We start from the raw sequence: 25,173 nt of genomic DNA on the forward strand, positions 1-25,173 counted from the left end.
TATGTGTGTCAATTACATAAATAAAACGCACCGCACTTTAAATCACAAGCATGCCGGATGCTCAGATGGCTATTTGTGCAAACTTTACTCAAAAAGCTGTACACAAATATTGCCAACTATTTACTCTCGGCTCTCTTAGTGCGACTCATAATTTTACTCGCAATCCCTTGAACAGTGCCTTTTAACAAGCTGCGTTTATTTTCAAGACGCGGTAATGGTCGGCTTAATTCCATGGCTTTATAGCCTATACGAGCTGTAAAGATACCTGCACTGACGCCTTGCGCGGCTCGCCCTGAAAGTTTGCCTAATAACTCAGCACTGAGTGCCGTGGCCGCTAAATCAGATACAAGCTCTGCACTGCCTACAAACATGACTTGTTTTAACAGCATTCGGTAGAGCTTAATGCGACTGGCGTAACCAAAACCAATGCCATAAATTTTACCTATTTGCTCAATTAATTTTGTACCGCGCCAAAGCACCGCCATCATATCCACCAGCGCAAGAGGGCTTAATGCGACTAATAAGGCTGACTCTGTTGCAAAGCGGTTTATAAGCTTTTTAGCTTGGGTGTCTTGCGTTACCAATAGGCTATTAGCGTAAAGTGTCATTATTTCTTTATCACTATGGTGGGTAGCAACTTGGTTTTTAAAGTTTTCAAAATTGTCTAACTGCTGGTGCTTGTTCAATTTTTCAAGCCAAGGGAGTGCACCACCCACTTGCTCACTGTTTAATAGCCTATCGGCTTCATGGCGATGCAGCTGATTACGCTTTAAACTGCGCAACATCCGATACTCTCGCCATAACAATCTTGTTATTAATAACACACCGCTTACCACAGCGGTTAAATAAACACTGCCCAAAATAAGCGATTGCTGATAAGCAAGCACAATAGAAAACCCAAACTCTAGCAGTACTAAAATAATAAAGCTGAGCGCAAACAAGCCTTTGAGCGTTTGCCATTTTGACTTTTTATACACCGGATCTAAATCAACTTCAGGCTCAAGGACATCATCCTCAATCTCAGAGGTGTAATCACTTTGTCCGTGTTCAATAATTTTAGCGGGTGATAACGCAGGCTCGTTTTGCTCAATATTTTGTGCATTAATACGACGCCCTGCTTGAAACTGTTGCGTTGACTCACTCATGTTAATTTGTCTCCTAGCAGGTACTGCATTACATGATCTAATCGAATATGTTTAAGTTGTTTGTCGGGGCTTGGCATCGGCGAAAATGACAAAAATTCAAACCCTTGTGCTGGCCACTCACTTTTATTAAGCATTCTACTTGGCGGCTCTGGTGGTAAATAAGTCAGCCACTCATGCTCATTTAAAGGTTTACCGTAAACGCAATCAAGGGTTTGACCTTTATCAACCACTTGGCGAGGTTGGGTTGCGGTAATTGATGACATAGCCATAGTTTCAATTTGTACACCATCAAACTTTAAATGATTACTTTGCTCTTTAACCAGCGAGTCTAGTAACAAGGCTAACGCTTTATGATGCTTAGCACTGATGTGATCTGACTTATTAGCAGCAAACAATATTTTATCAATATTCGGTTTGAATAAACGTTTAAAAAAGCCAGACTCCCCATAACTAAAATGTGCCAACAATTGATTAATAACACGGCTTTGCTCATGCAAAGTTTCATGGCCTTCATTTAATGCACTGAGTACATCAACCAACACAATTTGGCGGTCAAAATGACGAAAATGCTCATTATAAAATGGCTTAACGACTTCTTTCACGTAAGCATTAAAACGTTTAATTAAATGCGCTAAATTAGAACCCGCCACCACATCGTCTTTCATCTTTTCAGGATTAATTGGAAAAAATAACAATAACGGCGCACCTTGCAAGTCGCCCGGCATTAACATTCGCCCTGGTTGTAGCATCGCAAGTTTGGTGTCTTTTTTTAGCCCTACTAGCATGCGTTGATAAAGTTGTGCAATGTTAGCAAGCTCACTTTCATCCACAGGGGCATGTAAATCAAGTTGCTCTACGGCGTGTAAAAAATCGCCTGAGGTAGCGCTGCGAGGAGACTGATTTAATAATGGGTATTGCTGTTCACACCACGCAGTATAGCTTTGTTCAAGCATAGGTAAATCGAGCAGCCATTCGCCTGGGTAGTCAATAATATCTAGGTATAACGTTGATTGCGGTGAAAAATGACCTCGCAGACCCGCATTACTTTGGTATTTAATCGCCAACCGCAGAGTATTTATTCGCTCTGTAGACGCAGGCCAAGCGGGGTCGCCTTCCATTGGCAGTAAGGCACTCATTGCGCGGTTATAATCAAAAGTGGGCACGTTTAATGCCTCTTGCGGCACAATTTTAGTGGCAATATGACGATGCTCGCGCATCACATCAAAAAAAGGTAAGTTGTTGTCATTCGCCTGAGAGGTTAAGTGCTTAACTAACGCACTTATAAACGCGGTTTTACCACTGCCGCTCAACCCAGTTACGGCAAGCTTAACATGTTGGTCTAAACTACGGTGCAGGGCTTTTTGTGCTTTGCCTTTAACGCTTTTAAAGGTTTTTTTTGCAAATGATTGGCTCATAAAGTGTTTTGCACCCTATCTGCCGTAATTGTTCACGTTACAAACAAGGTGCTTATCAATCCTTTAAAGTTTATTAATTTCACGACTGACCGTAAATTCGCTTGAGGTAACGTAACGTTCCATCTCTTGTAAGCGAACATCAACACGCGTTAAACGCTCTTTTAAGTCTTGTAATGCACGGCGAGGTGGCTCGCCTTTTTGCCATACCTTAAACTTAACTTCCAGTGGGTCATCGCTATAAGTTGAATGCGTTTTATGTGTTGCAGCAGGTTTTTTATCTAAAATAAACCATGCTGCAATGTACGCTACCACAAATAATGGGCCACCGGTTAGTAGTACCGCACTAACAAATATAATGCGAACTAACCATAACTCCATATTAAAGTAGTCACTTAAACCGGCACATACGCCAGCTATTTTGCCGCGTTGTGGGTCTCTGAATAATTCGCGTTTAGTGTTCATACTTTTTGTCTCCACTGAGGTGACTCTTGATCAAGCAACGCTTCTAATGTTTCTACTCTATCAGCCATTTTTTCAGCTTTTTGTGCAAGCTCCAATAATTGGCGATGCTCATGCTCACTCAACCCTTGGCTTACTTGCTTTTTGCTACGGTAGTGTAAAATTAACCACAGTGGCGCAACAAAAATCATAAATAAGATAAAGGGGGCAACTAGTATCTCTGGATCAAACATAATCCTCTCCTGACAATCCGTATTCTATGTTGATGTCAGGGGCACATGGCCCCTGATATTATCGTTTTATTTATTTGCGAGTTTCTTTTTAAGTTCAGCTAACTCGTCATCAATCTTTTCATTCTTTTGTAAGTCTGCAATTTCATCAGCTAACGTTTGTTTACCTAAATCATAAGACTCTATTTGAGATTCTAGCCCATCAATTTTGGTTTCGTAACGTTCAAAGCGATTAAGTGCATCCTCTACTTTAGAACTATCAAGCGCTTTTTTAACTTCAAGGCGCGACTCAGCCGAGCGTTGACGTAAAATAATCGCTTTTTGACGTGCCTTAGCATCTGCTAGCTTTTCTTGTAGCGTAGTAACCTCTTGTTGTAGCTTCTCGATATGAGACTCTACATGGTCAAGTTCACTTTCTACCGCAGCAACTGCGTCGGCTGATTTTTGCTTTTCAAGTAAAGCTGAGCGTGCTAAATCGTCACGATCTTTGCTCAGTGCCAGTTCGGCTTTGTCTTGCCAATCGTTTACTTGGGCTTTTAGTGTATCTACGCGACGTACTAATTCTTTTTTCTCAGCGAGTGTTTTTGCTGATGTAGAGCGTACCTCTACCAGTGTATCTTCCATCTCTTGGATAATAAGACGAACCATTTTTTCAGGGTCTTCTGCTTTATCTAAAATGGCATTGATATTAGAATTAACAATGTCTGCAAAACGTGAAAAAATTCCCATAACATATACCTCTATTATTTAATCTAAATGTGTCTGCTTTTATTAGTATCAATATGCTTGCCAACTTTTATAATTTTAAAATACCATTTAGTTTCAATATGTTAAATGTAAATTACAAATTACTTTTGTTATCCCTCATAATGAAATACACTAACTGTTAGTAAAAATGACTAAGAGTTAGGAAATATGAGTCAATATCGCCAACAGGACAATTTACTTGGCCAATCAGACAGTTTTTTATCAGTGCTTGATCAGGTTTCACAACTAGCTAACCTAGATAAACCCGTACTCATTATTGGTGAGCGCGGTACAGGTAAAGAGCTTATTGCAGCACGTTTACACTTTTTATCCAAGCGCTGGGATCAAAGTTACGTCAAGCTCAATTGTGCGGCATTGAACGAAAACCTACTCGAGAGTGAATTATTTGGTCATGAAAGTGGCGCTTTCACAGGCGCAAGTAAACGCCATGAAGGCCGCTTTGAGCGCGCCAATAGTGGTACCTTGTTCTTAGATGAGTTAGCAAATACCTCTGCCATGGTGCAAGAAAAGCTATTAAGAGTGATTGAGTATGGTGAGTTTGAGCGTGTTGGCGGCAAGCAAACCGTTAAAGTAGACACTCGCTTAGTCTGTGCAACCAATGAAGACTTACCCCATTTAGCACAACAAGGTGAATTTAGAAGTGATTTACTCGATAGACTCGCGTTTGATGTGATCACCTTACCGCCACTGCGTGAACGTCAAGATGACATTATGTTGCTGGCTGAACAGTTTGCGATGAACATGGCACGAGACCTTGAGTGGGAGCTATTTAGTGGCTTTACCCGCAGTGCACAAGAAAGTTTACTCAGTTATGAGTGGCCGGGTAATGTCCGTGAACTTAAAAATGTGGTAGAACGAAGTCTGTATCGCCACGGCAATGAACATATTCCTGTACATAAAATTATTTTAGACCCATTCGAAAGTCGCTTTAGACCTAAAGCCCGCATAAAACATGCACAAGCACCTGCTATAATACAATCTGAACCGACTACTCATGCACAGCCTATAGAAGCGCCTGTAGCATTGAGTTCAAGTACCAAAGAACCTGAGTTTCCATGCGACTTAAAAACGCTCTCTAATGAATTTGAAATTACATTGATAAAAAAAGCATTAGAATATAGCCAATTTAATCAAAAGAAGACTGCAGAAGTACTTGGTTTAACGTATCATCAACTACGTGGTTATTTGAAAAAATACAATTTGCTAGAATAGTAGAGGTTGTGCGGGTGCATAAATTATTACTTGCTTTAATATCATTGAGCTTAGTAGGTTGCATTGATAGTAAAGAAGAAATCTTAGAAGAAAAAAACCAAGGCCTCGTTTATTGCGCCGAGGCTAATCCTGTGTCGTTTAACCCACAAGTCACAACCACAGGATCAACTATCGATATTATTGCTAACCAGTTATACGACCGGTTAATTAGTATTGACCCCGTGACCGCCGAATTTAAGAGTGAACTTGCCACTGATTGGAAGATCAGTAAAGACGGTAAATCGGTTACCTTCACTTTGCGCAAAGGAGTTAAGTTTCATACCACCTCTTATTTCACTCCTAGCCGTGAATTTAACGCTGATGATGTAATATTTACTTTTAGTCGATTATTCGACGTTTATAATCCTTATCACTTTATTGGCGATGCTAATTACCCTTACTTTCAAAGTGTGGGGATTGACCAGCTAATTCGTAAAATTGTTAGAGTCTCTGATCATCAAGTCCGATTTGAGTTATTTAATGCCGAGAGCAGCTTTTTAGCTAATATGGCGACCGATTTTGCTGTCGTGCTCTCTAAAGAATATGCTATGGCGCTCAAAGCTAATAATCAAGAAAACCTATTTGATCAATACCCGATTGGCACAGGCCCCTATATTTATAAAGAGTACCGACGCGATCATTTAGTGCGCTTTTATAAAAACGCTGATTATTGGAAGCATGAGGTTGCCCTTGAGCAATTGGTGTACGACATTACCCCAAATGGTACCACCCGTATTGCTAAAATATTGACCAAAGAGTGTGATGTAACCGCACACCCGAGTAGTGCCCAATTAAGTATTTTAGCGCAGCGTGATGATATTAACGTTGAAAGAGAAACTAACTTAAATATTGGTTACTGGGCATTTAATACCGAGCGTCCACCGTTTGATAACTTAAAAGTACGTCAAGCATTGGTTCATGCCATTGATATAGATAAAATAATGCAAGCGGTATATTACGGGAATGGACTGCGTGCACAATCTATTCTTCCGCCTACGTCATGGGCATTTGAACTACAAAAAAACATGCCTATTTTTGACCCACAGTTAGCGAAAAAATTATTAACTGAAGCTGGTTTTCCAAAAGGCTTTGATATGAGCATTTGGGCTATGCCGGTAAGCCGTATTTATAACCCCAATGCCCGCAAAATGGCTGAGCTAATGCAAAGTGATTTACGCAAAATTGGCGTTAATGTAAATATTGTAGAATATGAATGGAACACCTTTATTCAACGCATTGGTGAGCATCGCCACGACAGTGTGTTATTAGGTTGGGCAGCTGATACACCTGATCCCGATAACTTTTTTAGCCCATTATTAAGTTGTACTGCGACCTTTAGTGGCAAAAACCCTGCAAACTGGTGTAACCCTGAATTTGATTTACTACTGACCAAAGCGTTAGACACCACAGATTTAAATTTACGTAAACAATATTACGACGCAGCACAAAGCATGATCATCAAACAATTGCCTTTACTGCCAATTGCCCATGGCATGCGTTTTCAAGCAAGTAGCGCAGATGTTGAGGGCATTACCTTAGGGCCATTCGGTGCTATTTCGTTGGCTAACGCGAGGAAAAAATAATGATCTTAGATTATATTTTACGCCGCCTCGGACTGTTATTTTTTATGGTGTTGCTACTCAGTATTTTTACCTTTTCGTTGAGTTATTTATTTCCTGGCGATCCGCTCAGTAACTTAAGCGGCATACCTGACACTAACTTTACCCAAAATGCTCAGTTAGAAGAAAAGTACTTATTTAACAGTAACTACTTTATGCAGTACATCGCCTTTGTAGGACGAATTTTACAAGGGGATTGGGGAATGTCATTCGCCTCGGGGAGCAGTGTTTTCGCCCATGTGGTTGATTTAATTCCTGCAACGTTAGAGCTAAGTATCTATGCGTTATTTATTTCGGTGGTAGTGGGTGTGCCTGTCGGTATTTTAGCATCGGCATATAATAAACAATGGCCTGATAAATTTATTAGCTCTACAGCGATGATTGGCTATTCTATGCCGATTTTTTGGCTGGCATTATTATTAATTATGATTTTTTCGCTCAAGCTTGGCTGGTTTCCCATGTCGGGGCGAGTGAGCTTGTTGTATGAGATACCTGCGAGCACAGGATTTATTTTACTTGATATTTTACTCGCTGATTTTCCTTACAATGGTTTGGCCATGTTAGATGCGCTGCATCACCTTACTTTACCTACTATTGTACTTGCGATGTATCCAACCACGGTATTAGTGCGCTTTACTCGCGAATCGATGTTAAAAGTGATGGATCAAAACTTCATTAAAACAGCTCGCGCCAAAGGGCTTACTCGTGGGCAGCTTATTATTCATCACGCCCTAAGAAATGCCTTACTACCGGTTATAAAACAAATAGGTTTGCAGTTTAGTACCTTGATCACCTTAGCGATGATCACTGAAGTTATTTTTTCGTGGCCTGGGATCGGTCGCTGGTTAATAGACAGTATTTATCAACGTGATTATCCCGCCATACAAGGTGGGTTAATGGCCGTCTCTTTATTTATTATTATTGCCACAATTATGGCCGAACTGACCTACACCCTACTCGATCCTCTGTCTCGGAACCAAGCGCATGGCAAAGTTTAACTTATTTTCAGAAGATTCAAATAAATCGCCATTAGCGAGACTCTGGCGAAAGTTTAAAAATAACCACCCTGCACTGGTTGGTTTATGGGTGTTTATTGCCTTTAGCCTGTTAGCGGCTACCGCGCCTTTTCTTGCGCCTTATGGGGTAAATCAACAGCACAGTGATGCACTATTACTGCCTCCCTCGTGGAATGAAATGGGCGATGTGCGGTTTATACTTGGCACCGATGATTTAGGCCGAGATGTGCTGTCTCGTTTAATGAATGGCGCCACATATACGTTCGGGTTATCGGTTGTGGCTGCACTGATCACCACTGTTATTGGTGTGTTGGTAGGTACCTTTGCAGGGATCAGTAAAGGCATACGTTCTAGTTTTTTGAACCACTTACTGGATGTAACGCTGTCAATTCCCTCATTGTTACTGGCCATCATTATTATTGCCATACTCGGCCCTGGATTAATGAATACCGTATGGGCAATTATTTTAGCCTTATTACCCCAGTTTATTCATTCAATTAGAAACCTGATAGTTGACGAACTTGGCAAAGATTATGTTACAGCCTACCGCTTAGATGGCGCCTCTAAATGGCATATTTTATCACGCGGGATTTTTCCTAATGTGTATGAATATATTGTAGTTATTTTTACGATGGCGCTTTCTACTGCTATTTTAGATATTGCGGCGTTAGGGTTTTTAAAACTGGGTGCACAGCCGCCGACTACTGAATGGGGCGCAATTTTAGCAGAGAACTTAGGACTTATATATTTAGCACCTTGGACGGTAGCATTGCCGGGCGTGCTGTTATTTTTAGCGGTTCTTTCAACAAACTTAGTGGGCGATGGACTTCGCAAAGTTTTACAAGCGCGTAAGGCCGATTAGATGCAGTTACTAGATATTCGAAATTTAACCATTGAACTGCAAACTTCCGAAACCGCCATTCGTGCTGTTGACCGTGTTAGCTTTAGTTTAAAAGAAGGTGAAGTACACGCTTTAGTGGGCGAATCAGGCTCTGGCAAAAGCTTAATTGCAAAAGCCATCGTCGGCGTGCTTAATGAGCGTTGGGTGATAACCGCAGATAGAATGCATTGGCGTGGTGTTGACTTGATGCGTTTAACACCAGAGCAACGCCGTAAAACGGTTAGCCAAGACATTGCGATGATTTATCAAGATCCCAGTCGCTGTCTAGATCCTACTGCTAAAATATTTAACCAAATCGCTGAAACACTGCCTGAAGTGGCTGCTAAAGGATTTTTCTTAAAACGCAACCGAGAGCGTAAAGACCGTGTTAAAGCCTTAATACATAAAGTAGGTATTAAAAATCATGAAGCGGTGCTTGATAGTTACCCGCATGAGCTCTCTGAGGGCGTATGCCAAAAGGTCATGATAGCCATGGCGATTGCCCGCACACCTAAGTTGTTAATTGCAGATGAGCCAACAACCGCACTAGAAAGCACCACCCGAGCACAGGTGTTTAGATTATTAAAAAGTTTAAATCAGCTAAAGAACATGTCTATTTTGATGATCTCTCATGAGCTGGAAGAAATTGTTAATTGGTCGCATGGTATTCATGTGTTGTACTGCGGTCAAATGGTTGAAGCAGGTCCAACACACCGTATTTTTAGCCAACCTCGTCATCCGTATACGCAGGCTTTACTAAAAAGCCTGCCCGATTATGAGCATGGTTTAGCGCATAAAGAGCCCTTTTATGCACTAAAAGGCACTATTCCAACATTGCAACATTTACCGATTGGTTGCCGACTCGGTCCACGTTGCCCACAAGCACAAAAAGAATGTGTGGTTGCGCCTAAACTTTCAAAGCATCATGGTCATAGCTACGCCTGTCACTTCCCGCTGATCAAGGAAATAAAATAATGCAGCCACTGTTAAAAGTTCAAGCCTTATCAAAAACCTTTAACATGCGAGCGGGTCTGTTTAGCCGTAAAAAGTTTGATGTTTTAAAAAATATCTCATTTAGTATTGGTAAAGGTGAAACGATTGCCATTATTGGTGAGACAGGCTCAGGAAAAAGTACCCTGGCTAAATTATTAGTGGGTGCATACAGTGCCGATAGCGGGCAGATATTATTAGAAAATAACACCATAGAAAACAATGGTAATCGTGATGCGCAATGTCGTTATATCCGAATGATTTTTCAAGACTCCGCTACCTCATTAAACCCAGCAGTGACCATTGCTGAAATGCTCGATGATTGCCTAAAGTTCAATACTGATTTTGATAAAGATCAGCGCAGTGAAAAAATAGGCAGTACCTTGCTTAAAGTGGGTTTACTGGTTGATCACCAGCAATACTACCCGCATATGTTTAGTGTAGGGCAATTGCAACGTGTAGCGCTCGCTCGCGCGCTTATATTAGATCCTAAGGTTGTGGTGCTCGATGAGGCACTTTCATCGCTTGACCCTTCTGTAAGAGCGCAAATAGTAAACCTATTACTTAAACTACAGCTTGAAACTGGCTTAACCTATATTTTGATCACCCATCATTTAAGTTTAGTGCGCCATATTAGCGACCAGTTAGTGGTACTCAATAAAGGTGAGATTGTTGAATACGGCGCTACAGAAACTATTTTTCAAAACCCGCAATCAAAGGTTACTCAGCGCTTATTGAGTTGTTAATGTCTAAACAAAAAAGGCGCCAATTGGCGCCCTTTTTAATTTAGCTATTACTTATTCAGCTGCTTGAGCTGCTTTTGGTACATTAAGCTCTGCTTGTTGCTTAAGCGATTCAATGAATACCGTATAGTTTTTCTGCGCTTGCGCCATAGTAATGTTTTGCTTCATTTGTGGCTCAATGTTGTCACTCACTGGTGCATCATTTACCGCTTTAAGCGCAACAATCGCTGCATCGCCATTATTTAAGTTAACCATATCATATACAGCCGCATCACTAGGATGTGCCATTTTGAATACTTGGGTAACAATAGCAGGTGAAACAGCAAAGCTTTCACGAGTTAGTTGCGACTCTTGACGAACGTTTAGTGATTGCTCAGCAGCCACATCGTTTAAGCTCTTGCCTTCTTTTACTTGTGCAAATAACGTGCGTGCTTTTTCTTTTGCAAGGTCTGATGCCTTTTCATTCATTAAGCGTGTTTTAATTTGCTCACTTACCTCGCTTAATGCTTTCGTTGCCGCAGGTTGGTGCTCATTTACACGCACCACAATCACGTGCTCATTACCAAGCTCAATTACTTCTGAATTGACTTTATCTTCTAGTAGTTCAACTGATGATAAGGCAGTCACAACCGCTGGGTTATTAAGCGGCTCAGGAAGCGCGCTAAGCGCTAGTAAAGAAGTAGATTGTACTTCTACACCCGCCACTTCAGCAGCATCGTCTAAGCGATCAGAAATCTCAAAGGCTAATGCCCCCATTTCTGTTTGCTTCTCGTAAAACGCATCTACTTTTTCAGCTTGCTCAAGTTCAGCACGTAGGTCAGCTTTAACCTCATCAAACGGTTTAACTTGTTGAGTTTGTAGATCAGTCAGTTTGATGATGTGATAACCAAACTCAGAGGCAACAACGTCAGAGTAATCACCTTTGTTTTGCAATGCGAACGCTGCATCTTCAAATGCTGGTTCCATAACATCACGTTCAATCCACTCTAAATCGCCACCCATTTCTGCACTAACAATGTCATCTGACGATGTCTCTGCTAGCTCAGCAAAATCAGCACCAGCGTTAAGCTGGGCAAGTAACGACTCAGCTTTCGCTTTAGCCGCATCATCATCTTCGCTATTGTCGATTAGAATATGCGACACACGACGCTTTTCTGGTTCAACATATTGCGCTTTACTCTGCTCGTAATATGCTTTTACATCGTCTTCGCTTACCGATGCAACATCAATATCATCAGCATTTAGTTCGATATAATTAACTGAAATTAATTCAGGTGATAAAAATTGACCAGCGTTTAATTCATAGTAATCCGCAACTTCTTGCTCTGTAACTTCTACATCAGCTTGCATTGCTTGTTTATCAATTACTAAATAATCAATGCTTCGTGTTTGCTGTTGCAACGCAATGGCTGATTTAAGCTCATTTGGCAGCGCAAAATCAGTACCCGCAACGGCAGATACTAACTGGCTACGCGTCATATCATCACGCAGGTATTCACGAAATGCGTCAGGTTGAAAATTCATTTGACGAATAACTTGTAAATAACGGTCGTTATTAAACTTGTCGCCAATTTTAAAATAAGGTAGCTCTAAAATTGTTTTACGAACGCTTTCATCACTTACGCGCAAACCAAGCTCGGCAGCTAACTGACTTTGTAATTCTTGTTGTACTAAACGGTCAATCACACCTTGACGGATTTGAGCCATATAAGTTGGATCAGCTGCTATTTGGGTAAAGTACTCACCAAATTGTTGTTCTAAGCGGCTACGTTCATTTTGAAACGCACGGCTAAATTCTGTTTGGCTAATTTTAATTCCATTTACTTCAGCAACGGGTTGTTCTGTGGTTTGACCTAAGTAACTACCGATCCCAGCTAAGGCAAAAGATAAAATCACCGCGCCTAAAATGACTTTGGCTACCGGCCCTTGCGAACCTTCTCTGATTTTCTCAAGCATTTGTTTATCTCTTTTCTGAGCAAGGTATTTTCTACCTTGTCATATGTAAAAAAAGCGTATCTTACCAGATACGCTTTTTCACTTGAAGTAACTGGCGGTGAAGTAACTTAATTTATCGATTGCAATAATTAAGCGTATCTTTACTCGCCATAACTAAATTGTTTACACAATGATTAGTTTACTGCGTCTTTAAGCGCTTTACCGGCTTTGAAAGCTGGGATGTTAGCTGCAGCAATTTGAATCGTTTCACCAGTTTGTGGGTTACGACCTGCACGAGCAGCACGCTCACGTACAGAGAAAGTACCAAAACCAACAAGTGCAACTGAGTCGCCATCTTTTAGCGCGCCAGAAACAGATTCGATGAATGAATCTAGTGCACGACCTGCAGCCGCTTTAGAAATGTCAGCATCAGCTGCGATTTGATCGATTAATTGAGATTTATTCACAATATCATCCTCTTTCATTGTTGTTATCAAGAGCGATTGTTTTTTAAACTAACATCACTGTTTTGAAATTTTTGAGCAATTTTTTTAAAGCTCATATGATTATATTTTTCTTAAGCCTAGGCCCTGCAAGGGCTAGGCTTGAAAACCAGTGCTTAACTTATCATACCGTTTAGATTTGAAAAGCCCCTAAAAGCACTTTTTTTGGCTTTTTTACTGCTTTTTCGGTGTTTCGACTGAAAAACTATCAACTGGATGCACTAAAGCAAGCTTCAATACTTCGTCAATCCACGTAACTGGGTGAATCTCAAGACCCGCCAATACGTTGTCAGGTATCTCTTTTAAGTCACGTTCGTTGATTTTAGGGATCACCACCGTTTTAATACCACCACGATGAGCCGCTAATAATTTCTCTTTTAAACCACCAATTGGCAGTACTTCACCACGTAGGGTAATCTCACCTGTCATGGCCACATCAGAGCGCACAGGATTACCCGTTAAACTTGAAACCAAACACGTAACCATTGCAATACCCGCACTTGGACCATCTTTAGGGGTTGCGCCCTCCGGTACATGCACGTGAATGTCACGTTTTTCATAAAAGTCGCTATTGATGCGTAGCTCATCAGCACGATTGCGTACGACAGTCATTGCCGCTTGAATCGACTCTTGCATTACATCGCCTAACGAGCCGGTGTAAGTCAGTTTGCCTTTACCCGGTACCGCAGCACATTCAATCGTTAGTAAGTCACCGCCTACTTCAGTCCATGCTAGGCCAGTTACTTGGCCAATACGATCGCCATCTTCTGCTTTACCGTAATCAAAACGCTGCACACCTAAGTACTCTTCAAGATTATCTGCATCGATAGTGACCGTTTTGGTGTCTTTTTCCATTAAAATATTTTTAACCGCTTTACGGCATAATTTAGACACTTCACGCTCTAAGTTACGTACGCCCGCTTCACGGGTGTAATAACGGATAATACCGATAATAGCACTGTCGGCAATTTCAACTTCTTTCTCTTTTAAGCCATTACGCTTAACTTGCTTTGGAATTAAATGTTCTTTAGCTATATTTAATTTTTCGTCTTCGGTATAACCGGCTAAACGAATAACTTCCATGCGGTCTAATAAAGGACCTGGAATATTAAAGCTATTAGAGGTAGCCACAAACATTACATCAGATAAGTCGTAATCGACTTCTAAGTAATGATCAGCAAAATGGCTGTTTTGCTCAGGATCAAGTACTTCAAGTAAAGCTGATGCAGGGTCGCCACGCATATCCGCTGACATTTTATCAATTTCATCTAACAAGAATAACGGGTTTTTAACGCCCACTTTAGTCATGTTTTGAATCAATTTACCAGGCATAGAGCCAATATAAGTACGACGGTGACCACGTATTTCAGCTTCATCACGTACGCCACCCAGTGCCATACGAATGTACTTACGGCCAGTTGAACGCGCAATAGATTGCCCAAGAGAAGTTTTACCTACCCCTGGCGGCCCAACTAAACACAAAATAGGCCCTTTAAGCTTATTAGTACGCTGCTGTACCGCGAGGTATTCGATAATACGCTCTTTAACTTTATCAAGTCCGTAGTGATCGCTATCTAGTATTTTTTGCGCGCCTGCTAAATCTTTTTTCACTTTAGAGCGTTTTTTCCACGGTACGTTGATTAACGTATCTATGTATGAGCGAACAACACTAGCTTCTGCCGACATCGGCGACATCATTTTAAGTTTGTTAAACTCTGCCGTGGCTTTTTCTTTCGCTTCGTTAGGCATACCTGACTCTTCGATGCGTTTTTTTAGCGCTTCGAATTCATCTGGTACATCGTCAATTTCGCCAAGCTCTTTTTGAATCGCTTTCATTTGCTCATTGAGGTAATACTCACGCTGCGATTTTTCCATCTGCTTTTTAACGCGGGTACGAATTTTTTTCTCAACTTGCAATAGGTCTATTTCACCTTCCATCAACGCCATTAAGTACTCTAAGCGCTCTGTAACGCTTGATATTTCAAGTACTTTTTGCTTTTCAGGCACTTTTAATGGCATATGTGCAGCCATGGTATCAGCAAGACGCGCTGGCTCATCAATACCAGAGACCGAAGTCATCACTTCAGGTGGGATTTTTTTATTTAATTTTACGTAGCCTTCAAACTGGCTTAATGCACTGCGAATAAAAATATCTTGTTCTTGCTCGTTTACTGAATCAGATTCAATAAACTGAGCATTGGCAACAAAGAAATCTTCGTTATCAATAAACTCTTCGATATTTGCACGCTGTGTGCCTTCAACTAATACTTTTACTGTACCATCGGGTAGCTTTAATAATTGAAGTACAGTCGCAATTGTCCCAACACGATAAATATCGTCTTTCTCAGGCTCGTCTACAGTTGCATCTTTTTGTGCAACTAAGAAAATTTGTTTGTCTTTATCCATTGCCGCTTCAAGGCATTTTATTGATTTTTCACGGCCTACAAAAAGCGGGATCACCATGTGTGGATACACCACTACATCGCGCAGTGCTAGCACAGGGATTTCGACTCGATCGTTTCTCTCAAGCGTCATTGTATTTTCTCTTTGCACTTCATTTATTTAAAGATTACTCAAGTATATGGGGATAACCTAATTAAAGTTCAACAATTTTTACCAACTCGATTAAATTAATTATAAAAAAAGGAGCCATTGGCTCCTTTTTTTTACAACTTGCTCAGAATTTAATCTGCTGCGGCTTGTTCTTGATTGCTGCTGTCATAAATCAAGATTGGGTCAGACTCACCTTTAATAACGGTTTCATCAACAACCACTTTACTTACGTTATCAATTGAAGGCAGCTCATACATAGTATCAAGCAATACACCTTCTACGATTGAACGCAGGCCACGTGCACCGGTTTTGCGTTCCATTGCTTTGTGAGCAATAGCACGTAGTGCATCATCACGAAACTCAAGCTCAACGTCTTCCATCCCAAACAATACTGAAAATTGCTTAGTAATGGCGTTTTTAGGCTCACTTAAAATTTGTACCAGTGCAGCTTCATCAAGTTCAGTCAATGTAGCAACAACAGGTAAACGGCCAATAAACTCTGGAATTAAACCATATTTTACTAAATCTTCTGGCTCAACATCTTTAAATGTTTCACTTAAAGAGCGGCTCGCTGCCGACTCTTTAACGTTAACGCCAAAACCAATGCCAGTATTTTTGTGGCTACGCTGTTCAATAACTTTATCAAGACCAGCAAATGCACCACCACAAATAAACAGAATTTTAGAGGTGTCTACTTGCAGGAACTCTTGCTGTGGATGTTTACGTCCACCTTGTGGCGGAACAGAAGCAACGGTACCTTCAATCAGTTTAAGTAAGGCTTGTTGTACACCTTCACCTGACACATCACGGGTGATTGATGGGTTATCTGATTTACGTGAAATTTTGTCTATTTCATCAATGTAAACAATACCACGTTGTGCTTTTTCTACGTCGTAGTCACATTTTTGTAAAAGCTTTTGAATAATGTTTTCAACATCTTCACCCACATAACCGGCTTCGGTTAACGTGGTGGCATCGGCCATAGTAAACGGCACATCTAGTAAACGTGCTAACGTTTCAGCTAGCAGTGTTTTACCACTCCCCGTTGGGCCAATTAATAAAATATTACTTTTACCTAATTCAACGTCTTGTTTAGTTGATTGGTTGCGTAAACGCTTGTAGTGATTGTAAACCGCTACAGACAACACTTTCTTCGCATGGTCTTGGCCAATTACGTAGTCGTCTAAGTGGTTACGAATTTCTTTTGGCACAGGTAATTTGTCAGCGGCATCATGCTTAGGCGCGATGTCTTTAATTTCTTCCCTGATAATATCATTACACAGCTCTACACATTCATCACAAACGTATACTGAAGGTCCTGCAATTAATTTTCGAACTTCATGCTGGCTTTTGCCACAAAAAGAGCAGTATAACAATTTATTACTTTTGTCGCCGTCTGTAGGAGTGTCAGACATTCAGCTACCTCATTTTATTACGTTGGCCACCAAAGTCTTGGTGGCTATTTTAATACGCTTTAACTATACCAAAATTTAGGTTTTTTCGCATAGTAACTCTCATTAGCAAGCATTACTGCTTGCAGGCATACTTACTTGCTACCGCGATTAGTAAATACTGAGTCAACAATACCGTAATCTACAGCTTGGCTTGCACTCATAAAGTTATCACGGTCTGTGTCGCGTGAAACAACATCAAGTGGTTGGCCAGTATGCTCAGCCATTAAGCGATTTAATTTGTCTTTAATAGACAGGATTTCTTTTGCGTGTATTTCAAAATCAGACGCTTGACCTTGGAATCCACCTAATGGTTGGTGAATCATCACGCGTGAATTTGGTAAACAAAAACGTTTACCCTTAGCACCACCAGATAATAAAAACGCACCCATGCTAGCCGCTTGACCTACACAGATAGTACTTACATCAGGTTTAATGAAATTCATTGTATCGTAAATAGCCATTCCCGCAGTGACCGAGCCACCCGGTGAATTGATATATAAGAAAATATCTTTATCTGGGTTCTCTGATTCTAAGAAAAGCATTTGCGCTAAAATCAGATTTGCCATGTTGTCTTCAACTTGGCCCGTTAAAAAGATAATACGCTCTTTTAATAGTCTCGAATAAATATCAAATGAGCGCTCGCCTTTAGCTGTTTGCTCAACAACCATAGGGACTAATGCGTTTAGGGGATCTGTCATACCAGTGTTCATACTTATTTAATTCCTTATGCGCTTATACTTATTCTAAGAAAAGCATAATGATCATTTTTAGCTAATTAAGAACCACAAACTAAAATGGCCCGGGCACACTGCATAAACAGAGTAACACGAGCCATTTAATCGTTAGCGAGCGCTTAAGTCAATGACTTATTATGCACCTTGCTGTGGATTCATGATGTCATCAAATGCTTTTTCAACATCAGTCACAGTTGCTTTAGCTAAAATAGCTTCAACAGCTTGCTCTTCCATTGCTACATTACGCATTTGTTGCATTAGTTGATCATTTGCTTTGTAGTATTCTACTACTTCAGTTGGATCTTCGTATGCAGATGCTACAGTAGCGATAAGTGCTTCAACTTTAGCGTCATCAACTTTGATGTCGTTCGCTTTAATCACTTCACCTAATAATAGGCCAGTTTTAACACGTGTTACTGCTTGCTCATGGAACAATTCAGCTGGAAGCTCAGGCATATTTTGACCGTTGCCACCAAAACGTTGAGCAGCTTGCTCACGTAATGCGTCAACTTCTTGGTCGATTAATGCTTTAGGCACTTCAACTTCGTTTTGCTCTAAAAGACCTTTGATTGCTTGGTCTTTCACGTTAGCTTTAACCGCTTGGTCTAGCTCACGCGTCATGTTCTTTTTAACTTCTTCTTTAAGCGCGTCTACGCCGCCTTCGGTAACACCGAATTTAGTTGCAAACTCATCGCTTAATTCAGGTAATTCTTGCGCTTCAACTTTTTTCACTGTGATAGTGAATTGAGCCGCTTTACCTTTTAAGTTTTCAGCGTGGTAATCTTCAGGGAAGTTTACGTCAGCAACCACTTCTTCGCCTGCTTTTTTACCTACGATGTTGTCTTCAAAACCTGGGATCATACGACCTTGGCCAAGTTCTAATGGGAAATCTTCAGCTTTGCCGCCTTCGAATTCTTCACCGTCGATAGTACCAACGAAATCAACCGTTACACGGTCGTTTGCGCCAGCAGCTGCATCAACGTCAGCCCAAGAAGCGTGTTGCTTACGAAGTGTTTCTAGCATGTTTGCTAAATCTTCGTCAGTTACTTCTACTGCTGGTTTTTCAACAGCAATTTTCTCTAAACCTTGAACTTCAACTTCAGGGTAAACTTCAAATGTTGCTGAGAACTCTAAATCTTTACCTGCTTCAAGTGCTTTTGGAGCAAATGTAGGTGCGCCAGCAGGGTTTATTTTTTCAGCAACAATTGCTTCAATGTAATTACGTTGCATTACTTCGCCAGCAACTTCTTGACGAACAGCTGGTCCGAAACGCTTGTTGATTACTGATACTGGAACTTTACCAGCACGGAAACCGTCGATACGCTGCGTTTTTGACAGTTGTTGTAAGCGTTTTTTTACTTCGGTCTCAACGTTCTCTGCAGGAACGGTGATGGTCAGACGGCGCTCAAGGCCTTGAGTCGTCTCAACAGAAACTTGCATGATTTACCTCAATATTCAATTTTGGCGACTTTTCGCCTTCATTACAAACAAAGTAATCTATAGGCGTCTTGATAAAATTCAAGCCTTAGAGCTTAAAAAAATCCGTCGCTACCAGGAGATACCATTGCTGCTCTGCCCTAAGGGCACTATATTTTTAAACAAATAGACGCGGCATTATAACCTAATATTCATGATAGTCGAGTGTGGGGGGCAATTATTTGGGGTAGATCAAGGCAGATAACGACTAAGCGAATAAAAAACAGGCTAATTAAATTACATATAGTGAATAAGGGTAGAAAAACAGAATTTTTTGAATTAAAAAAGAAATCAGGTGTGTTCTACTTTAGGGGAAAATGGTCGGCGATGCAGGATTTGAACCTGCGACCCCTTGGACCCAAACCAAGTGCGCTACCAAACTGCGCTAATCGCCGATATAGATATTTTCTCGAATACTTAAACTTAGGATTTAAGACCACCTATAAGAAAGTGGTCGGCGATGCAGGATTTGAACCTGCGACCCCTTGGACCCAAACCAAGTGCGCTACCAAACTGCGCTAATCGCCGATATTCTTTTTTGTAAATTGGGGTGACTGATGGGGCTCGAACCCACGACAACCGGAATCACAATCCGGGGCTCTACCAACTGAGCTACAATCACCACGGCATTACAGTGTTTTCAAAATGGCGCACCCAGAAGGATTCGAACCTTCGACCGACGCCTTAGAAGGGCGTTGCTCTATCCAGCTGAGCTATGGGCGCATCGAAAACTTCATAGTTCACTAGTAAGTTAAATTGTTATGAGTAAACATAAAAATGGTCGGCGATGCAGGATTTGAACCTGCGACCCCTTGGACCCAAACCAAGTGCGCTACCAAACTGCGCTAATCGCCGATACTTACTATTGTCTGCGAGTGACCTCGTTGACAACGGGGTGCATAATAGTGATTTGACCGGGTTAGGTCAAACGTTTTTTTAAGAAAACAAATCAATTGCTCATTTTTAGTTCATAATGGTCAAATATTACGATACAGGGATAAAATTTAAACTCTTTTTTATAATTCGGGGGGTTATAATTTAAAAGCAACTTGGCGCTCAACCGCTTTTCTGCGAAAATAGTCGCCATATTAAAAAATGAGTAAGGTGAAGGTGTTTTTCTTTATCGGCATTTTAACCCCTATATATGCATTCGTTTTTTAAATGTATCGGTATCAAGTTAATTAACCTAATTAAAGGTCACCCATGACGGCAAACATCATTGATGGTAAAGCAGTAGCAAAACAAGTACGTAGCGCAGTGGCTGAACGAGTTTCAGAACGTGTTGCACAAAACCTTAGAGCCCCAGGATTAGCTGTGGTGCTTGTTGGACAAGACCCAGCAAGCCAAGTTTACGTTGGTTCAAAGCGTAAAGCCTGTGAAGAAGTGGGTTTTATTTCTAAATCATTTGATTTACCCGCAGACACAACAGAGCAAGCGCTATTAGCATTAATTGATGAATTGAATGTTGATGGCGAAGTTGACGGTATTTTAGTGCAACTTCCTTTACCTGCAGGCCTAGATGCAGAAAAAATTCTTGAGCGTATTACTCCGCATAAAGATGTTGATGGCTTTCATCCTTATAACATTGGTCGTTTGGCGCAGCGAATGCCTGCCCTTCGCCCATGTACACCTAAAGGTATTATCACCTTATTAGATTCAACTGGCGTACGTTACAAAGGCATGCATGCTGTGGTTGTGGGCGCCTCTAATATTGTAGGTCGTCCTATGTCACTTGAACTGTTGTTAGCTGGCTGTACTACCACTGTTTGTCATAAGTTTACCCAAGATTTAGAAACCCATGTTCGCCGTGCTGATTTACTGGTTGTTGCCGTAGGCAAACCAGAATTTATTCCGGGTAATTGGATCAAAGAAGGCGCGATTGTTATTGATGTGGGTATTAACCGCTTGGACAACGGTAAATTAGTGGGTGACGTTGAGTACGCCGTTGCAGAACAAAAAGCTGACTTTATTACTCCTGTACCTGGCGGTGTAGGCCCGATGACAGTTGCCAGCTTAATTGAAAATACATTAGAAGCGTGTGAGAAATATCACAGCTAATAAACAAAAATAAAGCAATGAAGAGCCCGCTTAATTGCGGGCTTTTTGTATCATCATTCTTCGTTTTATTAAGTCCAAGCCTTGTGGCAAAACCGAAAACACAATCATTAATAACATAATCGCGTACTGCCAATTTGCATACTGCTCGTTAATTAATATTCCTGCACATAAAATACCGGCAATTGGGTTGGCTATAGTCCCAAAAGTAAATTCAACTACTGACATTCGCCCTAGTAACCAAACATATAGGATGTAAGCCAAAGCAGTGTTAGGTACCACCAGCCAAAATAACGCCAGCCATTGGGTGCTAGTTATTGATGCAGTTAAAAATTGATACTGCTGTGGAGCAAAATAAAAAGCTTGAACCATAGCCGCAATTGCTAGCAAACTACCACCAATGATTAGCTGCCACGTGAGCACCGTCCACCAGTGTACTTTAGCCGTTACTTTTTTTACCAGCGTACTGCCTATCACAATAGTTAATAACGCCCCTATCAGCGCCAAAACCCCCAAAACATTAAGTGCTACATGTTGTGGATCAAATAAGCGCCATGCTAAAACCACCAAAGCAAGCGCACAAAAACCTTGCACCAGCGCTGGCTGTTGTCGCTTTACAAGCCATGCATATAATAATGCAACCACAGGGACAGATACCATTCCCACGCCTGCGATAGCTGCTGGTAGGTTAATTGCCATTACAAAAATAAAGCTAAAAAATAACGCAATATTAATTGTGCCGATCAGAAAAATGCCTGGCCATTGTTTAGCCGTTGGCCAAGAAGGTTTAAACAGCAACAACAATAAACCAGCAGGCAGTGCACGTATGGCCCCTAATAAAATTGGCGGCCACTCTGGGGTTGCGTATTTAGTTACCGCATAAGTTGTTCCCCATAAAAAAGCAGGGATCATGGCAAGTAAAATATTCATTAATTTTCCATTTTTAAATTGATGAATGTGAGTTTAAAACCTCAACTATAATTGAGGTCAACAATATCAATTTTATTAAAAGCATAATCAATTTATTGCAATTGATATAACCAAAAAAGGGTTACCCTATGGCAACCCTTTTTTTGTGATCCGCACGTTATGGCTAAATCCGCAAAGGTTAATAACCCCTATGCTTTACGCCACGTTGTTTTTCCCGCTGAATCTTCAAGTATTACACCCAGTGCATTTAAAGCATCGCGAGCTTCATCTGCTGCAGCCCAATTTTTACTGGCACGTGCGTCATTACGTTTTACAATCAGTGCCTCAATTTCAGCCACTTCATCGTCGTTTTGACCGCCTTGTAAAAATGCCTCTGGTGCTTGTTGAGCAATACCAAGTATTTCACCTAAGCTGCGTAGAATGAAGGCTAAATGTCCTGCTTTTTCGCTATCACTTTCTTTTACTCGGTTTAGCTCTTTAGCAACTTCAAATACAACCGGTAATGCTTCTGGCGAATTAAAGTCATCATTCATAGCTTTTCTAAACTTAGCCACATACTCATTACCCTCAAGCTCACATTCAACTGGCTCAACACCACGTAATGCCGTGTAAATACGCTCAAGTGATGAACGTGCTTGGTCTAAGTTTTCTTGCGAGTAATTAAGCTGGCTGCGGTAATGGCCTGATATTAAAAAGTATCGAACCGACTCAGCGTCGTATTGTTTTAATACCTCACGAACGGTAAAAAAGTTATCTAACGATTTAGACATCTTCTCTTTGTTAACTTGTACCATACCGGTGTGGATCCAAGTATTAACGTATTGGCCGTTATTTGCACAGCATGATTGGGCAATTTCGTTTTCGTGATGTGGGAACTGTAAGTCTGAACCACCACCATGAATATCAAAATGCTCTCCTAAGTGCTTTGAACTCATCGCTGAACATTCTATGTGCCAACCAGGGCGACCCTCACCCCAAGGTGATGACCACGATGGCTCCCCTGCTTTAGCTTTTTTCCATAAAACAAAATCTAGAGGATCGTCTTTATCTTGTGCTACTTCAACACGTGACCCCGATTGCAGCATGGTTAAATCTTGCTGCGAAAGTGCTCCGTATTGCTCAAAGGTTGATACATCAAATAAAACGTCGCCATCGGCTGCAACATAAGCATGGCCTTTGGCAATCAAACGCTCAACCATAGCAATAATTTCATCCATGTGGCCTGTAACCGTTGGCTCTACATCAGGACGTAGCATATTTAAGCTGTCAAAGTCTTCATGCATCGCTTTAGTCATACGCACGGTTAAGTCGTTAATAGCTTCACCGTTTTCATTTGCGCGCTTAATAATTTTATCATCAACATCGGTAATATTACGTACGTACTTTAAATCGTAACCTAAGTGACGAAGGTAGCGAACAATCACATCAAAACCCACAAATGTGCGTGCATGGCCAATGTGACAGTAATCATAAATGGTGATACCACACACATACATGTCGATTTTCCCATCGACCATAGGTTTAAATTGTTCTTTTTGGCGTGTCAGTGTGTTGTATATTTGTACCATTTAGTTGCTTTCCTTCACGATTAACAGAAAAGCTATGTTACCACTTGCTAAGCATGGGCTCTAGCGGTTTATAACAAACCTAACATCTACTTTGTTAATCTGAGTCAACTACGATAAAATAGCGCCAATATTTAAACCAGCTATAGGAAACCTCATGGTTGTTCTACACACAAACTTTGGTGATATCACCATTAAAATGCACGAAAGCGAAGCTCCAAATACAGTAAAAAACTTTTTAGAGTATGCAAACTCAGGTTTTTATAACGGCACAATTTTTCACCGTGTAATTGATGGTTTTATGGTTCAAGGCGGTGGTTTTGCATCGGGCATGGAACAAAAAGAAGTAAACGACCCAATTGAAAATGAAGCTAACAACGGCCTATCTAACAAAGTAGGTACTTTAGCAATGGCGCGTACACCTGATCCACACTCAGCTACAGCGCAATTTTTCATTAACGTGAATAACAACGACTTTTTAAACCACAGCAGCGAAACGTCGCAAGGTTGGGGTTACTGTGTGTTTGCTGAAGTAGTAGAAGGCATGGACGTAGTAAATAAAATCAAAGGTGTTGCTACAGGTAGCAATGGCTTCCACCAAGATGTACCACTTGAAGATGTGGTTATTGAAAGTGTAACTGTAAGCTAAAACCTCCTTATTCTTCACAGAATACATAAAGCGGGTATTCACCCGCTTTTATTTAACTGGAATCACCATGACTCGCCAAACCTACTTTATTGCCGATTTACATTTGAGTGAAAATCGCCCTGATATTACAGCGGCATTTTTTAAATTTTTACACTCCCATATTGTTCCTCAAAAAGTAGACGCCCTATATATTTTAGGTGATTTTTTTGAAGTGTGGGTTGGTGACGATTATGTTAGCGAACTCTCAGCAGCAGTGGCAAAACAATTAAAAGCAGTTAGTAACTCGGGTGTACCCATTTACTTTGTACACGGTAATCGCGATTTTATCATGCGTGAAAAATACGCCAATATGGCAGGAATGACTCTACTCGATGAGCAAACAGTGATCGACCTTTACGGCACACCCACTGTAATTTTACATGGTGATGAAATGTGTACTCAGGATATTGAATATCAAAAGTTTCGTAAAAAAAGTCGTGGTTGGTGGTGGCCTAAACTTATGCTTGCTATGCCATTGTGGTATCGAAAAAAAATAGCCCGTGATGCACGTGAAAAAAGTAAACTTAGTCAAGCAGACAAACCTATAGAAATACTTGATGTAGTGCAAAGCGCAGTACTCGAAACCTTCGCCAAACATAACGTGGCTAATATGATCCACGGCCATACTCACCGCCCTAATGTAGATACCTATGAAGTTAATAACCAAACGCTTACTCGCACAGTATTGGGCGATTGGTATACTCAAGGTTCGTATTTAGTGGTTACTCCCGAGTCACAACAATTAATTTCAACGCCTTTATAAC

At 40.9% G+C, this 25,173-nt stretch carries 22 protein-coding genes and 5 tRNA genes; 9 read left to right on the plus strand and 18 right to left on the minus strand.

Translation table 11 applies throughout. The annotated features are described in order from the left end of the window. Window positions 1–116 precede the first annotated feature (116 nt). The 5 genes from AC27JR_RS12290 to pspA form a co-directional block, all read right to left on the minus strand. Window positions 117–1,145 (minus strand): TIGR01620 family protein, encoded by a 1,029-nt coding sequence (locus AC27JR_RS12290; RefSeq protein WP_487173760.1) that lies wholly within the window; start codon window positions 1,143–1,145, stop codon window positions 117–119. Continuing rightward, window positions 1,142–2,560, minus strand: coding sequence for a YcjX family GTP-binding protein (locus tag AC27JR_RS12295; protein WP_487173761.1), 1,419 nt, complete (start codon window positions 2,558–2,560; stop codon window positions 1,142–1,144). The genes AC27JR_RS12290 and AC27JR_RS12295 overlap by 4 nt, the downstream gene beginning before the upstream one ends. 63 nt (window positions 2,561–2,623) lie before the next feature. Continuing rightward, window positions 2,624–3,022, minus strand: coding sequence for an envelope stress response membrane protein PspC (gene pspC, locus AC27JR_RS12300; RefSeq protein WP_013465440.1), 399 nt, complete (start codon window positions 3,020–3,022; stop codon window positions 2,624–2,626). Next, the gene (pspB, locus tag AC27JR_RS12305; RefSeq protein ID WP_008111014.1) at window positions 3,019–3,252 is read right to left on the minus strand and encodes an envelope stress response membrane protein PspB; all 234 of its coding nucleotides are present in this window, start codon (window positions 3,250–3,252) and stop codon (window positions 3,019–3,021) included. Before pspB ends, pspC begins: the two co-directional genes overlap by 4 nt. A gap of 66 nt (window positions 3,253–3,318) precedes the next feature. Then, complete coding sequence (gene pspA / locus AC27JR_RS12310; RefSeq protein WP_016899278.1) at window positions 3,319–3,978, minus strand: phage shock protein PspA; 660 nt, start codon at window positions 3,976–3,978, stop codon at window positions 3,319–3,321. Window positions 3,979–4,164: 186 nt separating this feature from the next. Here pspA and pspF point away from each other — a divergent pair, with 186 nt between their 5' ends. The 6 genes from pspF to AC27JR_RS12340 are packed head-to-tail and all read left to right on the plus strand — an operon-like array spanning window position 4,165 to window position 10,519. Then, window positions 4,165–5,229 carry a phage shock protein operon transcriptional activator gene (pspF, locus tag AC27JR_RS12315; protein ID WP_487173763.1) on the plus strand — a complete coding sequence of 355 codons (1,065 nt, stop codon included), beginning with the start codon at window positions 4,165–4,167 and terminating at the stop codon, window positions 5,227–5,229. Window positions 5,230–5,243: 14 nt separating this feature from the next. Then, window positions 5,244–6,851, plus strand: a complete 1,608-nt coding sequence (locus tag AC27JR_RS12320; protein ID WP_010388083.1) for an ABC transporter substrate-binding protein — start codon at window positions 5,244–5,246, stop codon at window positions 6,849–6,851. Beyond that, window positions 6,851–7,885 carry an ABC transporter permease gene (locus AC27JR_RS12325; protein ID WP_010388081.1) on the plus strand — a complete coding sequence of 345 codons (1,035 nt, stop codon included), beginning with the start codon at window positions 6,851–6,853 and terminating at the stop codon, window positions 7,883–7,885. Before AC27JR_RS12320 ends, AC27JR_RS12325 begins: the two co-directional genes overlap by 1 nt. Then, window positions 7,872–8,765: an ABC transporter permease subunit gene (locus tag AC27JR_RS12330; protein ID WP_010388079.1), complete on the plus strand. Its 894-nt coding sequence runs from the start codon at window positions 7,872–7,874 to the stop codon at window positions 8,763–8,765. Before AC27JR_RS12325 ends, AC27JR_RS12330 begins: the two co-directional genes overlap by 14 nt. Continuing rightward, the gene (locus AC27JR_RS12335; protein ID WP_010388077.1) at window positions 8,766–9,758 is read left to right on the plus strand and encodes a peptide ABC transporter ATP-binding protein; all 993 of its coding nucleotides are present in this window, start codon (window positions 8,766–8,768) and stop codon (window positions 9,756–9,758) included. It begins immediately after the preceding gene. Further along, window positions 9,758–10,519, plus strand: coding sequence for an ATP-binding cassette domain-containing protein (locus AC27JR_RS12340; RefSeq protein WP_487173764.1), 762 nt, complete (start codon window positions 9,758–9,760; stop codon window positions 10,517–10,519). Before AC27JR_RS12335 ends, AC27JR_RS12340 begins: the two co-directional genes overlap by 1 nt. A 51-nt stretch (window positions 10,520–10,570) precedes the next feature. On the opposite strand, the gene AC27JR_RS12345 is transcribed toward AC27JR_RS12340, so the two are convergent. The 11 genes from AC27JR_RS12345 to AC27JR_RS12395 form a co-directional block, all read right to left on the minus strand. Beyond that, entirely contained in the window at window positions 10,571–12,472 is a 1,902-nt protein-coding gene (locus tag AC27JR_RS12345) for a SurA N-terminal domain-containing protein (protein WP_054202402.1), read from the minus strand. A 173-nt stretch (window positions 12,473–12,645) separates the two neighbouring features. Further along, window positions 12,646–12,945 (minus strand): HU family DNA-binding protein, encoded by a 300-nt coding sequence (locus AC27JR_RS12350; RefSeq protein ID WP_256872136.1) that lies wholly within the window; start codon window positions 12,943–12,945, stop codon window positions 12,646–12,648. Between the two features lie 183 nt (window positions 12,946–13,128). Continuing rightward, window positions 13,129–15,489: an endopeptidase La gene (gene lon, locus AC27JR_RS12355; protein ID WP_054202401.1), complete on the minus strand. Its 2,361-nt coding sequence runs from the start codon at window positions 15,487–15,489 to the stop codon at window positions 13,129–13,131. A 149-nt stretch (window positions 15,490–15,638) separates the two neighbouring features. Beyond that, window positions 15,639–16,922, minus strand: coding sequence for an ATP-dependent protease ATP-binding subunit ClpX (gene clpX, locus AC27JR_RS12360; RefSeq protein WP_008111039.1), 1,284 nt, complete (start codon window positions 16,920–16,922; stop codon window positions 15,639–15,641). A gap of 131 nt (window positions 16,923–17,053) precedes the next feature. Then, window positions 17,054–17,671 carry an ATP-dependent Clp endopeptidase proteolytic subunit ClpP gene (gene clpP / locus AC27JR_RS12365; RefSeq protein WP_008111041.1) on the minus strand — a complete coding sequence of 206 codons (618 nt, stop codon included), beginning with the start codon at window positions 17,669–17,671 and terminating at the stop codon, window positions 17,054–17,056. Between the two features lie 159 nt (window positions 17,672–17,830). Continuing rightward, entirely contained in the window at window positions 17,831–19,135 is a 1,305-nt protein-coding gene (gene tig, locus AC27JR_RS12370; protein ID WP_262975965.1) for a trigger factor, read from the minus strand. 354 nt (window positions 19,136–19,489) lie between these two features. Next, window positions 19,490–19,566: transfer RNA gene (locus tag AC27JR_RS12375), tRNA-Pro, on the minus strand. Window positions 19,567–19,622: 56 nt separating this feature from the next. Further along, window positions 19,623–19,699: transfer RNA gene (locus AC27JR_RS12380), tRNA-Pro, on the minus strand. 18 nt (window positions 19,700–19,717) lie between these two features. Further along, a tRNA-His gene (locus AC27JR_RS12385) sits at window positions 19,718–19,793 on the minus strand. A 24-nt stretch (window positions 19,794–19,817) separates the two neighbouring features. Then, window positions 19,818–19,894, minus strand: a tRNA-Arg gene (locus AC27JR_RS12390). 55 nt (window positions 19,895–19,949) lie between these two features. After that, window positions 19,950–20,026: transfer RNA gene (locus AC27JR_RS12395), tRNA-Pro, on the minus strand. Between the two features lie 348 nt (window positions 20,027–20,374). Between AC27JR_RS12395 and folD the strand changes: the two genes are divergently transcribed. Beyond that, on the plus strand, window positions 20,375–21,229 hold the full coding sequence (gene folD / locus AC27JR_RS12400; RefSeq protein WP_487173765.1) for a bifunctional methylenetetrahydrofolate dehydrogenase/methenyltetrahydrofolate cyclohydrolase FolD: 855 nt from the start codon (window positions 20,375–20,377) through the stop codon (window positions 21,227–21,229). Window positions 21,230–21,259: 30 nt separating this feature from the next. On the opposite strand, the gene AC27JR_RS12405 is transcribed toward folD, so the two are convergent. Then, on the minus strand, window positions 21,260–22,156 hold the full coding sequence (locus AC27JR_RS12405) for an EamA family transporter (protein ID WP_487173766.1): 897 nt from the start codon (window positions 22,154–22,156) through the stop codon (window positions 21,260–21,262). A gap of 188 nt (window positions 22,157–22,344) precedes the next feature. Then, window positions 22,345–23,724, minus strand: a complete 1,380-nt coding sequence (cysS, locus tag AC27JR_RS12410; protein ID WP_372859072.1) for a cysteine--tRNA ligase — start codon at window positions 23,722–23,724, stop codon at window positions 22,345–22,347. Between the two features lie 154 nt (window positions 23,725–23,878). On the opposite strand from cysS, the gene AC27JR_RS12415 reads away from it, so the two are divergent. Together AC27JR_RS12415 and AC27JR_RS12420 are read left to right on the plus strand one after the other, a co-directional pair. After that, window positions 23,879–24,370, plus strand: coding sequence for a peptidylprolyl isomerase (locus tag AC27JR_RS12415; protein WP_008111051.1), 492 nt, complete (start codon window positions 23,879–23,881; stop codon window positions 24,368–24,370). A 67-nt stretch (window positions 24,371–24,437) separates the two neighbouring features. Continuing rightward, window positions 24,438–25,172 carry a UDP-2,3-diacylglucosamine diphosphatase gene (locus AC27JR_RS12420; protein ID WP_487173767.1) on the plus strand — a complete coding sequence of 245 codons (735 nt, stop codon included), beginning with the start codon at window positions 24,438–24,440 and terminating at the stop codon, window positions 25,170–25,172. Window position 25,173: the final 1 nt, after the last annotated feature.

The sequence above is a fragment of the Pseudoalteromonas sp. NH0006-26 genome (genome assembly GCF_057552415.1).

Excerpts from the sequence above, each read along its gene's own strand:
- AC27JR_RS12290 (WP_487173760.1), bottom strand. The coding sequence starts at position 1,145 with ATGAGTGAGTCAACGCAACAGTTTCAAGCAGGGCGTCGTATTAATGCA.
- AC27JR_RS12295 (WP_487173761.1), bottom strand. The coding sequence starts at position 2,560 with ATGAGCCAATCATTTGCAAAAAAAACCTTTAAAAGCGTTAAAGGCAAA.
- pspC (WP_013465440.1), bottom strand. The coding sequence starts at position 3,022 with ATGAACACTAAACGCGAATTATTCAGAGACCCACAACGCGGCAAAATA.
- pspB (WP_008111014.1), bottom strand. The coding sequence starts at position 3,252 with ATGTTTGATCCAGAGATACTAGTTGCCCCCTTTATCTTATTTATGATT.
- pspA (WP_016899278.1), bottom strand. The coding sequence starts at position 3,978 with ATGGGAATTTTTTCACGTTTTGCAGACATTGTTAATTCTAATATCAAT.
- pspF (WP_487173763.1), top strand. The coding sequence starts at position 4,165 with ATGAGTCAATATCGCCAACAGGACAATTTACTTGGCCAATCAGACAGT.
- AC27JR_RS12325 (WP_010388081.1), top strand. The coding sequence starts at position 6,851 with ATGATCTTAGATTATATTTTACGCCGCCTCGGACTGTTATTTTTTATG.
- AC27JR_RS12330 (WP_010388079.1), top strand. The coding sequence starts at position 7,872 with ATGGCAAAGTTTAACTTATTTTCAGAAGATTCAAATAAATCGCCATTA.
- AC27JR_RS12335 (WP_010388077.1), top strand. The coding sequence starts at position 8,766 with ATGCAGTTACTAGATATTCGAAATTTAACCATTGAACTGCAAACTTCC.
- AC27JR_RS12340 (WP_487173764.1), top strand. The coding sequence starts at position 9,758 with ATGCAGCCACTGTTAAAAGTTCAAGCCTTATCAAAAACCTTTAACATG.
- AC27JR_RS12345 (WP_054202402.1), bottom strand. The coding sequence starts at position 12,472 with ATGCTTGAGAAAATCAGAGAAGGTTCGCAAGGGCCGGTAGCCAAAGTC.
- lon (WP_054202401.1), bottom strand. The coding sequence starts at position 15,489 with ATGACGCTTGAGAGAAACGATCGAGTCGAAATCCCTGTGCTAGCACTG.
- clpX (WP_008111039.1), bottom strand. The coding sequence starts at position 16,922 with ATGTCTGACACTCCTACAGACGGCGACAAAAGTAATAAATTGTTATAC.
- clpP (WP_008111041.1), bottom strand. The coding sequence starts at position 17,671 with ATGAACACTGGTATGACAGATCCCCTAAACGCATTAGTCCCTATGGTT.
- tig (WP_262975965.1), bottom strand. The coding sequence starts at position 19,135 with ATGCAAGTTTCTGTTGAGACGACTCAAGGCCTTGAGCGCCGTCTGACC.
- folD (WP_487173765.1), top strand. The coding sequence starts at position 20,375 with ATGACGGCAAACATCATTGATGGTAAAGCAGTAGCAAAACAAGTACGT.
- AC27JR_RS12405 (WP_487173766.1), bottom strand. The coding sequence starts at position 22,156 with ATGAATATTTTACTTGCCATGATCCCTGCTTTTTTATGGGGAACAACT.
- cysS (WP_372859072.1), bottom strand. The coding sequence starts at position 23,724 with ATGGTACAAATATACAACACACTGACACGCCAAAAAGAACAATTTAAA.
- AC27JR_RS12415 (WP_008111051.1), top strand. The coding sequence starts at position 23,879 with ATGGTTGTTCTACACACAAACTTTGGTGATATCACCATTAAAATGCAC.
- AC27JR_RS12420 (WP_487173767.1), top strand. The coding sequence starts at position 24,438 with ATGACTCGCCAAACCTACTTTATTGCCGATTTACATTTGAGTGAAAAT.